Annotated in this window: 13 protein-coding genes; 10 read left to right on the top strand and 3 right to left on the bottom strand. The window is 56.3% G+C overall.

Annotated features, from left to right (window positions below):
- Positions 1-10 precede the first annotated feature (10 nt).
- Positions 11-550, top strand: coding sequence for a YbhB/YbcL family Raf kinase inhibitor-like protein (locus QP990_RS04260; RefSeq protein ID WP_086587667.1), 540 nt, complete (start codon positions 11-13; stop codon positions 548-550).
- A 491-nt stretch (positions 551-1,041) separates the two neighbouring features.
- Here QP990_RS04260 and QP990_RS04255 read toward each other — a convergent pair whose 3' ends face one another.
- Together QP990_RS04255 and QP990_RS04250 are read right to left on the bottom strand one after the other, a co-directional pair.
- Positions 1,042-2,157: a quinone-dependent dihydroorotate dehydrogenase gene (locus QP990_RS04255; protein ID WP_284798521.1), complete on the bottom strand. Its 1,116-nt coding sequence runs from the start codon at positions 2,155-2,157 to the stop codon at positions 1,042-1,044.
- A 4-nt stretch (positions 2,158-2,161) separates the two neighbouring features.
- Complete coding sequence (locus QP990_RS04250) at positions 2,162-3,208, bottom strand: hypothetical protein (RefSeq protein ID WP_284798520.1); 1,047 nt, start codon at positions 3,206-3,208, stop codon at positions 2,162-2,164.
- Positions 3,209-3,274: 66 nt separating this feature from the next.
- Between QP990_RS04250 and QP990_RS04245 the strand changes: the two genes are divergently transcribed.
- From QP990_RS04245 to QP990_RS04205, 9 genes are all read left to right on the top strand, one after another.
- Positions 3,275-4,129 carry an undecaprenyl-diphosphate phosphatase gene (locus QP990_RS04245; protein WP_284798519.1) on the top strand — a complete coding sequence of 285 codons (855 nt, stop codon included), beginning with the start codon at positions 3,275-3,277 and terminating at the stop codon, positions 4,127-4,129.
- Between the two features lie 25 nt (positions 4,130-4,154).
- Positions 4,155-5,393 (top strand): cysteine--1-D-myo-inosityl 2-amino-2-deoxy-alpha-D-glucopyranoside ligase, encoded by a 1,239-nt coding sequence (gene mshC / locus QP990_RS04240; protein ID WP_284798518.1) that lies wholly within the window; start codon positions 4,155-4,157, stop codon positions 5,391-5,393.
- Positions 5,394-5,417: 24 nt separating this feature from the next.
- Positions 5,418-5,801 carry a hypothetical protein gene (locus tag QP990_RS04235; RefSeq protein WP_023021542.1) on the top strand — a complete coding sequence of 128 codons (384 nt, stop codon included), beginning with the start codon at positions 5,418-5,420 and terminating at the stop codon, positions 5,799-5,801.
- A gap of 128 nt (positions 5,802-5,929) precedes the next feature.
- Positions 5,930-6,646: an HAD family phosphatase gene (locus tag QP990_RS04230; RefSeq protein WP_284798517.1), complete on the top strand. Its 717-nt coding sequence runs from the start codon at positions 5,930-5,932 to the stop codon at positions 6,644-6,646.
- A gap of 58 nt (positions 6,647-6,704) precedes the next feature.
- Positions 6,705-6,968, top strand: a complete 264-nt coding sequence (locus tag QP990_RS04225; protein ID WP_284798516.1) for a phosphoribosyl-ATP diphosphatase — start codon at positions 6,705-6,707, stop codon at positions 6,966-6,968.
- Between the two features lie 29 nt (positions 6,969-6,997).
- A complete protein-coding gene (hisG, locus tag QP990_RS04220; RefSeq protein ID WP_284798515.1) occupies positions 6,998-7,843 on the top strand; it encodes an ATP phosphoribosyltransferase in 846 nt (281 codons plus the stop codon).
- 110 nt (positions 7,844-7,953) lie between these two features.
- Positions 7,954-9,513, top strand: coding sequence for an aspartate ammonia-lyase (aspA, locus tag QP990_RS04215; protein ID WP_284798514.1), 1,560 nt, complete (start codon positions 7,954-7,956; stop codon positions 9,511-9,513).
- A 352-nt stretch (positions 9,514-9,865) separates the two neighbouring features.
- Complete coding sequence (locus tag QP990_RS04210; RefSeq protein ID WP_023021547.1) at positions 9,866-11,173, top strand: anaerobic C4-dicarboxylate transporter; 1,308 nt, start codon at positions 9,866-9,868, stop codon at positions 11,171-11,173.
- Positions 11,174-11,311: 138 nt separating this feature from the next.
- Positions 11,312-12,979: a formate--tetrahydrofolate ligase gene (locus QP990_RS04205; RefSeq protein WP_284798513.1), complete on the top strand. Its 1,668-nt coding sequence runs from the start codon at positions 11,312-11,314 to the stop codon at positions 12,977-12,979.
- 12 nt (positions 12,980-12,991) lie between these two features.
- Here the strand turns inward: QP990_RS04205 and QP990_RS04200 are convergent, their stop codons facing one another.
- A complete protein-coding gene (locus QP990_RS04200) occupies positions 12,992-13,822 on the bottom strand; it encodes a RecB family exonuclease (protein ID WP_284798512.1) in 831 nt (276 codons plus the stop codon).
- Positions 13,823-13,850: the final 28 nt, after the last annotated feature.

The following is a 13,850-nucleotide window of genomic DNA, read 5'->3' as shown; positions in this document are numbered from 1 at the left end:
AAATGGGTCTATGACTTCTTATGCAGATGACTCCCGTTTCCCTGGACCAGATCCCTACGCACCGCTGCGTGATGTTCCTTCCTTTGTTCTTTCTTCCACCGACGTGGTCGAAGGCGATGAGCTGCAAGAAAAGCTTCGCGCTCCGGAAAGCGTTTCCCCTCAGCTTGCGTGGTCCGGTTTGCCTGAAGGCACTAAGTCCCTGGCTGTGACCTGTTTCGACCCGGATGCGCCCACCGCTTCTGGTTTCTGGCATTGGGCAGCCTTCAATATCCCCGTTGAGGTAAGCGAGTTGCCTACCAATGCTGGTGCTGCAGAAGACCTGGGCATTGACGGTGTTATTAGCTTGCGCAACGATTCGGGCGAGCGCACCTACTATGGCGCTAACCCGCCTGCAGGTCACGCACCTCACCGCTATCTGTACGCAGTCCATGCAGTAGACGTGGAGAAGCTCGATATCGACCCAGATGCAACCCCGACTGTGCTCGGCTTCAACCTGCATTTCCACGCGCTCGGCCGTGCCATTTTGTGGGGCTGGTACGAGGCAAAGTAATGGCAAGTAGCTCTAGTGCATCGCAGGCTAGCCCTCCGGCGACCCTGCGGGTCGGCGGCGCCTTCATGGTGGTCGCATTCGTGCTGGCTCTCTTCGCGCTAATCTCTGTCTTTTCGGATGGCTGGGGAGCCGACTTCGCATGGACGTATTCGAAGGTGGCTATTGTTGCTGCCGCGTTCCTCGTCGGGGCCTTTAGTACCATGAGTAGAAGCCAGGCGGGAAGCCGCGCCTAGGTTGTGGCATTAGTGGTTGCGATCGTAGTCATTGCGGCGAGCCGCTTCTTACCCGGCGGGATTTTATTTACTCAAGCGCAGTTTTGGGTGGTGTTCTACACCGGCTTCGCAGTCCTGTGCGCGCTTATTCTCAGGCGCAGCGCTATGGCGCAAGCCTAGCCAGTGCCGTGTTTGGTCAATGAAAGTCCGCCCCCAGCTGCTTAGGGTAGAGCAGGTGGGGGCGGACTACCTTGTTTAACCAAGAGTCTCCGATAGGGATTAATCCACGGGTTTCCATGGCAGGCCAGAGCCAACCGCTTGGGAAATATTGCGCAAGCCGTGGGCGCGGATTTGGGCGGCAATGCCACGGTGGATATAGCGGATCCAATCTGGACCGCCATAGATGAGGCCGGTGTAGCCCTGCAACAAGGAAGCGCCGGAAGTGATGCGTTCCCACGCCTGCTCCGGCGTGGAGATGCCCCCGACGGAGATGAGGGTGAGCTGGCCTCCGACACGCTCATTGAGACGGCGCAGCACCTCCAGAGAGCGCTCGGCTACCGGGGGACCAGATACTCCACCGGTCCCCATTTCCGCTACCTCGGCAGGAGGGGTCTTGAGCCCCTCGCGGGAAATGGTGGTATTGGTCGCTACGATACCGTCGAGACCGAGTTCAAGGGCTAGGTCTGCCACTGCATCTACGTCGGAATCCGAAAGATCGGGAGCGATTTTCACCAACACTGGAACGGCGGTGCACTCTTGCACGGCAGAAAGAATGGGGCGCAGCGACTCCACTGCTTGTAGGTCGCGCAGGCCCGGGGTATTCGGCGAGGAAACGTTGACTACAAGGAAGTCAGCCAAGTCGCCCAATACGGAAGCAGAGCGGCGGTAATCTTCCACAGCGTGCTCGGCAGGGGTGACTTTAGTCTTGCCAATATTAATGCCAATAACATCGCTGTAGCGGCGCTTGCGGAGGTTTTCTGCAGCGGCCGCTGCACCCTCATTGTTAAACCCCATGCGGTTCAAGATGGCCTTATCGGCCTTTAGACGAAAAAGTCGCGGCGCCGGATTTCCCGGCTGTGCTTGGGCGGTGACGGTGCCCAACTCCGCGAAGCCGAAGCCAATCGGGGACCAGGTATCAGCAGCGGCGGCATTTTTATCAAACCCTGCAGCTAGTCCCAGTGGGCGGGGAAACTCTACGCCAAAGACCTCTTGGCGGAGCACCGGATCGTTGACCGGCAGCACCTTTGCCAAGGCCCGGTTGGCCGGACCAGCCGCCTGGAGTCCACTCAGTGCGGTGTTGATAATTCCGTGGATTCGCTCCGGGCTAAGCTGAAACATGCCACGCAATGCCACTTGGTAGGCCTGCGCGCGCAGTCGATCGATAGTGCTGGTCATGGTGTTAAGACTCCTTCTTCAGGTGCGGGGTGTCCACGAACTGGAGACCGTGGCCGGTAGCGGAGGCAGCCACGAAGGTGCCATTGTTAAGTACGGCAATGTTTTGTGCATCTGGCACGGTAGAGATATCTCCGCGCAGTTCCGGAACACCTTTATTTATCTCATAGGCATGAGCCTTGTTCGTATCCGTGGCGCTGACCCACGCCAGGTTGTGCTCCTTGTCCCAAGCTACGCCCCATGGGGTGCCATTGACGTTGCCGTATTGGTGCAGGCGAACGACATCATCGGAAGTGTAGATAGCCAAGCGTCCGCCCTCGGTATCGGAGGCAAGAACAACGCCATTGTCGCCCACCGCGATGCTTCCTACACCCTGGCCAACGCGCAGTCGACCGCCCGCGCGATCATTAGTCCAATCCACGTTTTGAATGGTGGAATCCTCGCGGTGAATGCGTACCACTCCATCGTCACCCGTGGAATTGGGCACGGCTAGTAGCTGGTCCGAGCCGGCTTCGACCTCGATGTCACCTTCGCGTTTGCCGTCTTTATAAATGCCAACGGTGCTGGAATCGGCTGAGGTAGCAAAGATCTCGCCGCTGGAAAGCTGGGTGGCAGCAGTAACAGGAGTCTCCTCCTCCATACGGACCTCCTCGGGAGAATCCGGGGAGGAGGGATCGATGAGCAGGACCTTTTCCGGGCAGGCCAGTACAAAGCCCGACGACGATGAACTTAGATCACCGCACTCCGCAGAAATGTCTAAAGCAGTTGCCTTATGGCCCGCAAACTCTTTCTGGCTGCCGATAAGGAGCTGGTCCTTAGTGCGCACCGCAAGCGAGTTATCGACAGCAGCAAGGTCTGTGATGTCTTCCTTAAGGTCTACGACGGTGCCCTCCGGGTCTGCCTTGGCGGGCGAGGCCGCCGGGGTGGCATTGCCCTTGACCGCGGTTTCCGGATCGGCGCCCACGCCCACATCGGGCTGGCAGGCGGCCAGTGCGGTGGCGCTAAGCGCCAGCAAACTAGAAAAGATCAGTGCGGAGCCGGATTGAGATTTCACGACTCCTAATCCTAACAGCGCGCGTTATAAAAACCGGAAGCCGTGTTCCGCTGTAGTGTGAAGCGGGTGATTTCAAATACCGCAACAGATGCCGTCTCTTGGGCACAGGTCATTGTTTTGTCCATCGTGCAAGGTCTGACCGAGTTCCTTCCGGTTAGTTCCTCTGGTCACCTGCGCATTGTTTCCGAACTTTTTTGGGGCAAGGATGCCGGCGCATCTTTTACCGCAGTCATTCAGCTTGGCACCGAGCTAGCGGTGCTGGTTTATTTTGCTCCCATGATTTGGCAGATCCTTACCGGTTGGTTCCGCGGTTGGACCGATAAGTCCTCCCGTGGACAGGACTGGCGCATGGGATGGATGGTTATCGTCGGCTCTATTCCCATCGGAATCATCGGCTATGCCTTCGAAGATGCAATCCGCGGAGCCCTGCGCAACCTGTGGATCACTGCCGCCATGCTGATTCTTTTCTCCTTTGTGTTTATTGCCGCAGAAAAGCTAGGGAAGAAGGAGCGCGGCTTTGAGCAGTTGACTATGAAAGACGCCATCGTCATGGGCCTGTGCCAGTGCCTGGCGCTCATACCAGGTGTTTCTCGCTCCGGCGGCACCATCTCTGGTGGTCTGTTCTTAGGGCTGGACCGCGAGGTGGCCACGCGCTTTAGCTTTTTACTTGCCATTCCAGCAGTCCTAGCTTCGGGGCTTTTCTCGCTTCCCGACGCCTTTTCTCCCGCAGCCGGCCAATCCGCTACCGGTCTGCAGCTTTTGGTTGGCACTGGCATCGCCTTTGCCTTGGGCTACGCCTCCATTGCATGGTTGCTGAAGTTCGTGGGTAACCACTCCTTCTCGTGGTTTGCCGCATACCGCATCCCAGTCGGTGTTCTCGTGATGATTCTGTTGGCACTGGGAGTCCTGCAGCCGCTCTAAAGCACACCGCGTTAGTATGGTGGCTATGCATTCTTGGCCTATACCTTCCTTCCGCCCTGTGCCCGGTGATGCGGCGCAGCTGCGCTTGTACGATTCCGCGAATCAAACCATCGCTCCCGTAGATGTCGCAGAGGATACCGCCACCATGTACGTGTGTGGCATTACGCCTTATGACTCCACCCACCTGGGCCATGCCGCTACATACTTGACGTTTGACCTTATCTACCGCGCCTTTTTGGACGCTGGGAAGAAGGTTCACTACGTACAAAACATCACCGATGTCGATGATCCACTGTTTGAGCGCGCCGAACGCGATGGTGTGGACTGGCGCGAGCTTGGTACGTCTCAGATTGACCTTTTCCGTTCCGATATGGAGTTGCTCTCCGTCTTTCCGCCGCAAGACTATGTCGGCGCCATGGAGGCCGTCGATGAAATCGTGGAGATGGTCCAGAAGCTTCTTGACGCTGGTGCGGCCTACGTCGTAGATGATCCCGATTACCCTGACATCTACGCCTCCATCGAGGCCACCGAGCAGTTTGGATACGAGTCCAATTATTCTGCGGCAGAGATGCAGACCTTCTTTGCAGAACGCGGCGGCGATCCAGACCGCCCGGGTAAGAAGAACCCGCTTGACGCACTTATTTGGCGCGCTCACCGCGAAGGTGAGCCTGCTTGGGAGTCGCCCTTTGGTCCTGGCCGTCCGGGCTGGCATATTGAATGTTCCGCTATTGCCACCAATCGTTTAGGTTCGACCTTTGATATTCAAGGTGGCGGCAGTGACTTGAAGTTCCCCCACCACGAATTTTCCGCCGCCCACGCCGAGGCGGCCCTTGGCGTGGACCGCATGGCAAAGTTTTATGTGCACACAGGCATGATCGGCCTCGACGGGGTCAAGATGTCTAAGTCCTTGGGCAACCTCGTCTTCGTCCACAAGTTAGTAGGAGCAGGCGAGGAGCCGTCCGCTATCCGCTTGGGCGTCTTCGCTGGGCATTACCGCGATGAGCGGGATTGGTCGGATGAAGTGCTCGAAGAGGCAAAGCACCGTCTGTCCGCGTGGCGGGAAGCAGTGGCTACGCCAGGAAGCATGGCGGGGGCACAAGGGGTCGTCGCCAAGCTGCGCGCGGCGATCGCCAATGACCTCGATACCCCGGCGGCGCTGGCTGCTGTGGATAAGTGGTCGCAGGCTGAGCGAGGCACAGACGAAGAAGGAGCGGGCGATTTGGTTCGCACTGCCCTAAATTCACTCCTCGGCGTGCAGGTTTAGCCAAGATAGGGCAGTATCTACAGCATGAGCATTCGCGCCGATTTCCAGCCCACCGTAGATGAGTTCATAAGTGATCTGAAGTCCTTCGCCACCGGCGATTACCTCAAAGAGGAGGAAAAGGAGTTCTGGGAGGCTCCGTTTGATGCCAGCGTGCTTCCGGAGCTGCGCGGTCACCTTGAGAATATGCTCGATGGGCTGGATGCCCTTCCGGATGATCCAGATGGCCCGCAGCTGGTAACCGTGTTGTCCAAGACCGTTCGTGCGTTGGCCGATTTTAATCGTGCCCAGCACGACGCTGTCCTCGAGCCGGAAGAGAAGGAAGAGCTATCTGAGCTTATCTACAACGCCTGCGCGGCAACTGGAGCAGATGACGAAGCACTATCGCACATTCCAGAACTAGACTTTTAGTTCTTGTCCTCTCGCTTTTTAAGCGCCGGCCCGCGGCATATTCGCAGCTTGGCGCTTACTTCTGTGCCCTTAGCGCATGGTCGGTTTCACCCCGCAGCCTTTTTAAAGAGAAAGTTAGTTTTATTCTCGTGCAGCACCCCGATGCCGTTTCTGGTCTGACAAAGCCCGCCGCCATTTTCTGGGACATGGATGGCACGCTCACCAATTCGGAGCCGCTTTGGGCGGAGGCAACGTTCTATCTCTCGGAGCTCCTGGGGAAGCGTTTAACTCCCACCCAGCGCCTTGCCACTGTGGGGGCGACTTTTGAGACGACTTTGGGGATCTGCGCAAATAATGCGGGGGTGACACTGCAGCCCGGTGACAGCGATCGATATCGCGCTCGGATGTTTGACTATGTCAAAGGGCTCTTCGCTCGCAAGCTGGAGATTTTTCCCGGCATTCCTGCGTTGCTGCATGAGCTGAAGGCGGATGGCGTGCCAATGATGGTGACGACTAATACCGAGCGCAACGTCGCCGATGCCGCCATTAGCGCGTTGGGGCGGCAGTACTTTGTCGATACCATTTGCGGGGATGAAGTACCTGCCGGGAAACCTGCACCGGATATGTACCGCGAAGCGGCCCGCCGCATCGGAGCAAAACCCGCGGATTGCTTGGTATTTGAAGATTCCGCGACGGGAATGCGCGCCGCAGTTGATGCTGGCTGTGTAGTCATCGGCTTGCCCGAAGATGACGAGGTGGAGGTCCCGCCGGAGGTCACCGAGGTCTCCCAGCTCCGCAACTCGCGGCACCTCGCCGGTGCTCGGGCCTCCGAGGTCTATGAGTGGTTTAGCAAGATTTCGGAATAGCAGTAGAACTTTTAGGTTTTACTACATTCTCTAACTACCTGTGGAACAATAGGTAGGCGTGAAGAACTTTGATTCCCTTTTTGCTGAATTATCCGAAAAAGCTGCCCAGCGCCCCGCTGGCTCTGGCACCGTTGCCGCATTGGATAAAGGCGAGCATCACATCGGCAAAAAGATCATCGAAGAAGCCGGGGAAGTGTGGATCGCCGCAGAGTATCAGTCAGACGCTGAGCTAGCAGAAGAAATGTCTCAGCTGCTCTATTGGACACAGGTCATGATGCTCAAGCGGGGGCTTTCCCCAGAAGACATCTACAACTACCTTTAAACAGCGCCCCACGGGACGGAAGGATCCGCATGATAAAAATTGCTGTACCGAACAAAGGCTCATTGTCAGAATCCGCCGTGGACATTCTTGCAGAGGCCGGCTACAAGGGGCGTGGACATTCCAAAACACTCAATGTGGTTGATGCGGATAACGGGGTTGAGTTTTTCTTCTTAAGGCCCAAAGATATCGCCATCTATGTCGCCCGCGGAGTTTTGGATCTGGGTATTACCGGTCGCGATTTAGCTCTCGACTCAAAGGCGAGCTTTGATGAGGTTCTGCCATTAGGGTTTGGAGGATCTACTTTTCGCTATGCAGCCCCGCAGGGGGAGGAGTGGGATATCTCTCAACTGGATGGTCGCCGGATCGCGACCTCTTACCCCAATCTTGTCCGTGCGAACCTTGCCGAGCATGGAATTGAGGCCGATGTTATTCGGCTAGACGGAGCGGTAGAGATCTCCATCCGGTTAGGCGTTGCCGATGTCATTGCTGATGTCGTGTCAACTGGTACTACCTTGCGCCAACAAGGGTTGGCGCCGTTCGGCGAGCCGATCATTGAGTCCGAGGCCGTAGTAATCAAGCGCACAGGGGTTGAAGTTAGCGAAGAAGAGCAGGTAGTGCTCGACCGCATGCAGGGAATTTTGCACGCTCGCACCTATTTGATGATCGATTACAACATCGCGCAATCCAATCTCGATGCGGCTGCTGGTACTACTCCCGGGTTAACCGGTCCTACGGTCTCACCTTTGGCGCGTGAGGGCTGGGTGGCGGTGCGCGCGATGGTTCCCAAGAAAAACGCCAACCAAGTCATGGACCGGCTTTCCCAACTCGGCGCAGAGGCGATCTTGGCTTCTGATTTACGCATCGCCCGCTTTTAGGGGGAGCGAATTTTCTGGGTCGGCCCAAATAGATTCAGTCGTGGCTAACATTAGCGCTTGAGGTTACTCATCCGAATATAAGTCTCGACAGGCAAAGGAGCCGAGCCATCATGGCAAAGTCCTCTAAGAAAGAAGAAAAGGACACCAAGTCTGCAGCAAAGGACGTGAAGAAGAAGGAAGCTGATACTTCTACTCACGCTGCACAGCAGAAGGTGGCCGAACAGAAGGCACCTAAGAATTCCAGCAAGAAGACTCGCACCGAGACCGACCTTCTTGGCTCTTTGGAAGTTCCAGCGGACGCTTACTACGGTGTGCACACCGTTCGCGCTATGGAAAACTTCCAGATTTCTTATGTGACCATCAACACCATCCCGCACTTCATTCGCGGCATGGTCCAGGTCAAGAAGGCGGCTGCCATGGCAAACCGTCGCCTTCACGTGTTGCCTAAGAAGAAGGCCGAAGCCATCATCTGGGCTTGTGACCAGATCCTGGAAGAGGGCCGCTGCATGGACCAGTTCCCACTGGACGTTTTCCAGGGTGGTGCTGGTACCTCGCTGAACATGAATACCAACGAGGTCGTTGCCAACCTCGCTCTGGAATACCTTGGTGAGGAGAAGGGCTCTTATGACATAATCAACCCCAATGATGATGTGAACATGTCCCAGTCCACCAACGATGCTTACCCGACCGGTTTCCGCCTGGGTCTGCATGCAGCGGTTGACCACCTCATTGAGCGCATGGATGGCCTGCGCGCCGCGTTCCAGGACAAGGGCAATGAATTCCAGGACATCCTGAAGATGGGCCGTACCCAGCTTCAGGACGCTGTTCCGATGACCTTGGGCGATGAGTTCAAGGGCTTTACCAATAACCTGAACGAGGAACAAGCATTGCTGCGCGATGCTCAGCGCCGCCTGCTGGAGATCAACCTGGGTGCAACCGCAATCGGCACCGGCGTAAACACTCCTGCCGGCTACCGCCACCAGGTCACAGCAGCCTTGTCTGAGGTTACGGGCTTGGAAATGAAGACCGCACGCGATCTCATTGAAGCAACCTCTGACTGTGGTGCTTACGTGCTACTGCACGCAACCATCAAGCGCGCAGCGATGAAGCTCGCCAAGATTTGTAATGACCTGCGCCTGCTGTCCTCCGGCCCTCGCGCTGGCCTGGCTGAGATTAATCTGCCAGCCCGCCAGGCTGGCTCCTCCATCATGCCGGGTAAGGTAAACCCGGTTATCCCGGAGGTTGTCAACCAGACCTGCTTCAAGATCTTCGGCAATGACCACGTAGTCACCATGGCCGCTGAGGCAGGCCAGCTGCAGCTAAACGTCATGGAGCCGGTCATCGGCGAAGCGCTGTTCCAGTCCATTCGTATCATGGGCAACGCCGTCGATGCGCTGCACGAAAAGTGCGTCACGGGCATCACCGCCAACGCGGATGTGTGCCGCGCCTACGTAGAAAATTCCATTGGTATCGTCACCTACCTGAATCCGTTCATCGGCCACCACAATGGTGATTTGATCGCTAAGGAGTCCTTGGAGACCGGCAAGGGCGTCAAGGAACTCGTCCTGGAGAAGGGCCTGCTGGATGAAGCAACCTTGAACAAGGTTCTGTCCGTAGAAAACCTCATGCACCCAGAGTTCCGAGGCCAGCTCTTCATTGACGAAGACTAAGCCCACAGCGCTTTAGAAGCAGCAGGGTATAGTGCCCGCGGAGTAGGCCCCCGCAGTTGCCGCCACTTTTACTTCACATGGAAGTAAAGCAGGCGGAGGCTGCGGGGGTTTGTGCATGGTGAAGGGGCACTATTCACATTCATCTTTTATTCTCCTGTACAGGGACGATGCGTCTTAGAATACCGGTCATTTTATAGCGGAATCCTTATTTTATGTGGGAATCAACACAAACAGGCACTTTGAATGAATAAATCACCACAGCGGGTGCAAAATAGAAGATGTTGAGGACGGCATGCACTCTTTATGGAGATGCGTGCCCATAGTTTGCATAGAGAGCGTATGGAGTACGTCCATGGTTATTGTTCATATAGTCATCGTTCTCGCGGCCATCGTTTTGGGTGCGAGAATTGGATCAATTGGTATCGGTATGGCCGGCGGCCTCGGCGTGTTGGCGCTTGGTCTCACCGGTGTTCCCATTACTAGGGAAGATATCCCCTTCGATGTTATCGGCATCATCATGACCGTCATTGCTGCTATCGCAGCAATGCAGCGAGCTGGCGGTATGGACTATTTGGTGCACATTGCAGAGAAGTTCCTGCGCAAAAACCCAAAGCGGATCACGTTCTACGCGCCAATTGTTACGTGGCTAATGACGGTTCTCGCTGGCACCGGGCACACTGCGTTTTCTACTTTGCCGGTTATCGTCGAGGTAGCTAAAGAGGGTAAGGTTCGTCCTTCACGCCCGCTATCCATCGCGGTAGTTGCCTCTCAGATGGCAATCTGTGCTTCGCCCATTTCGGCAGCCGTGGTGTTGCTCGCTAGCCTGCTAGAGCCGACTGGGGTGGGCTATTTACAGGTACTGGCGGTCGTTATTCCGGCGACATTCCTGTCTATCTTCCCAGCTGCCTGGGTAGCTAATAAGTTTGGCAAAGAGCTTGAAGATGATCCGGTTTACTTGGAGCGCAAGGCACAAGGCCTGGTCAAGGAACCACTGGGCGCAGGGAACTACTCTCCGCAGAAGGGTGCCAAGGCTTCTGTTCTCGTGTTCTTGGTAGCCATCATCATCGTGATGGCGTGGGCCACCCTGACCTCGGAGCAGGTCGGGCTTATCGCCGACCCGACCCTTCCACGTAATGAAGCCATTATGACGGTCATGCTCACCGCTGCCACCATTATCGTTATGATGACCAAGGTCCCGGCTGGAGATGTTTTGAATACGCCGGTCTTCAAGTCCGGTATGTCCGCATGTATTTGTGTGCTAGGCGTGGCTTGGCTGGGCACCAGCCTTATCAACCACTACATGGACGATATTCAGTCTATGGCTGGCAGCGTTATTGAATCTTCGCCGTGGCTGCTCGCAGTGGTGCTATTCTTCGCTGCAGCGTTGCTGTACTCGCAGGCAGCTACGACCAAGGCCCTTATGCCGGCAGCCCTTGCCCTGGGAGTAAGCCCCATTACCGCAGTCGCTGCCTTCCCAGCGGTGTCCGCTCTGTTTATCCTGCCGACTTACCCAACCTTGTTGGCAGCAGTGGAGATGGACGATACCGGCTCGACTCGTATCGGCAAGGCCGTATTCAACCACCCATTCCTGATCCCAGGTACGGTCAGCATCGTGCTCTCGGTCCTCTTGGGCTATGCATTCGGTTTCGTCCTCCTATAACTAGAGGAAGATAAATCCATCCCCAAGGCGCCCTTCAGGGGCGCCTTTTTGGTTGCTGCATCAGCGAGCAACTTAATCCATTTCACTTTCTTGCCTAAATGAGCCCTATTTAACTCAACCGCTCGGTAGGCTTAGGTCATGACTACTCAGCCATCCGATGTTGAAATTGCCCAGGCCCACCAATTGCAGCCGATTGCAGAGATAGCAGCAAAGGCGGGCATCCCTTCCGACGCCGTGATTCCCTACGGCACCACCAAAGCCAAGGTAGATATCACCAAGGTTGACTATTCCAAGGAAAACCGGGGCCAGCTGGTTCTTGTCACTGGCGTATCACCCACCCCTGCCGGCGAGGGAAAATCCACCGTTCTCATCGGCTTGACCGATGCCCTAGACCAATTGGGCAAGAAAGCGATAGTTGCCCTGCGAGAGCCCTCCCAAGGACCAGTGATGGGTATTAAAGGTGGTGCGGCTGGCGGCGGCTACGCACAGATTGTGCCTATGGAGGACATCAATCTGCACTTCACCGGGGATTTTCACGCGATTACCTCCGCAACCAACACCTTGGCCGCCATCCTTGATAACCACATACATCAAGGAAACGCGTTGGGCATCGACCCACGACGCGTTACGTGGCAACGGTGCATGGACGTCAACGACCGTGCCTTGCGCAACGTAGTTACTGGTCTAGGCGGGCCAGCGCACGGCGTGCCTGCTGAAACCGGTTTCACCATTACTGCCGCTTCTGAAATCATGGCCATTTTGTGCTTGGCCACGAATCTTGAAGACCTGAAGAAGCGTCTTGGCGATATCACCATCGGGTTCACCTACGATGAACGCCCAGTTACTGCGCGTGACCTGAACGCAGAAGGTGCGCTCACGGCACTGATGCGTGATGCCCTTAATCCGAACCTCGTACAGACCCTCGGCGGGGTGCCAGCCTTGGTACACGGTGGACCATTCGCCAATATTGCCCATGGTTGCAACTCCCTATTAGCAACTCAAACCGCTCTACAATTCGGCGATATTGTCCTGAGCGAAGCTGGCTTCGGCTCCGATTTGGGCGGGGAGAAGTTCGTCGATATCAAGGCACGCTTTGGCGATCTGGATGTTGCCGGTGCGGTTGTTGTTGCCACCATTCGTTCGCAAAAATACAACGGCGGAGTAGCCAAGGATAAGCTCACGGAAGAGAACGTAGATGCGCTCAAGGCGGGCATTGTCAACCTTGAGCGCCACGTAGAAAATCTGCGCAAATTCGGTATCAAGCCAGTGGTAGCGCTCAACCTCTTTTGGTCGGATACGGAGGTGGAACGCGAGTTTATGCGGCAGTGGGCCAAGGACTTTGGAGTGGCCTTGGAAGAAGCCAACGTCTGGTCCGAGGGCGGTGCAGGTGCGACTAAACTGGCAGAGACCTTGCTGGAGAACCTGCAGGGCGATGCCAAGCAGCTCTACGATCCGCAGCAGGGAATTGAAGCCTCCATCGAGACCATTGCTCGCGAGATTTATCGCGCCGACCGTGTGGAGTATGGGGCAAAGGCGCTTAAAGATCTGAAGTACATCCAGGACAATGGCTGGGACAAGCTACCCGTGGTCATTTCCAAGACACAGTATTCCTTCAGCGATGATGCTTCTGAACTGGGTGCGCCGGAAGGCCATACGCTGCATGTCCGCGAATTGCTGCCGCGCACCGGCTCAGGCTTTATCGTTGTGCTCACCGGCAATGTCATGACGATGCCGGGGTTGCCAAAGAAGCCGGCGGCCAACAACATAGACGTCGATAAGGATGGCACTATCTCCGGCCTTTTCTAAGGCCGCGTGGACCTAGTCCTTGTTATCCGCCGCGGAACCAGGCCACCCTGGGTACTGCGGCGGCGTGCCGCCGAATTCTGGGCAAAGATCCTGGTGGGCACACCAGCCACATAGCTTGGAGGGCTTGGGGCGGAAATCCCCGGCGCGCCCATCGGCTTCAATTTTGGCCCACAACTCGCCGAGATCGCGCTCGAAGTACTCCAGCTCCTCTCGGTTTGGGCTAAGAAACATCGAGTCCAAGACCTTGAGGTACATAAGCCGCAACTGGTGGGGGATAGTGCCTAGAATGCGCCAGTAGACTAGCGCGTAGAAACGCATTTGGAATTGGGCATCTTGTGAATAGCGGGGCAGTGGTTTCTTGCCGGTTTTATAGTCAACGACGCGGACCTCGCCCGTCGGCGCGCGATCCACTCGGTCGATGAAGCCACGAACGGGAACGCCATTGGGAAGAACTGTGTTGACGTACATCTCGGTTTCTTGGCAATCAAAGCCCTGTGGGTTTTCCATCTGGAAATAGCCTTTGAGCAGTTCTCTGGCGGAAACGAAGAAGTCATAGGTGTCTTCTTCTGGCACGAGCTCGAGCAGTTCCGCGTCCTTTGCGGTCATGTCTGCCCACGAGGGCTTAATCATCTTTACTGCGGCAGGATAGGTGCGCTCTGCGCGCGGTAGCTTATGCATTTCCTCCAGTACGGCATGCAGTAGGGTTCCTTTGACCTGTGCAATGGTTTTGGGTTCGGGCAGCTTGTCAATGGCCCGGAAGCGATAGAGCAGTGGGCACTGCTTGTAATCGGAAGCGCGCGAGGGTGACAGGGCAAGCGGGCGGGGTGTCGATGAAGTAGCCATGGTGTATCTAGCCTATCGCCGTGCGTTT

It is taken from the genome of Corynebacterium sp. MSK071 (assembly GCF_030232125.1).
Taxonomy (GTDB): domain Bacteria; phylum Actinomycetota; class Actinomycetes; order Mycobacteriales; family Mycobacteriaceae; genus Corynebacterium; species Corynebacterium kefirresidentii.
The sequence above is the reverse complement of the archived record's forward strand: the minus strand, read 5'-3'. Positions and strand labels throughout refer to the sequence as shown.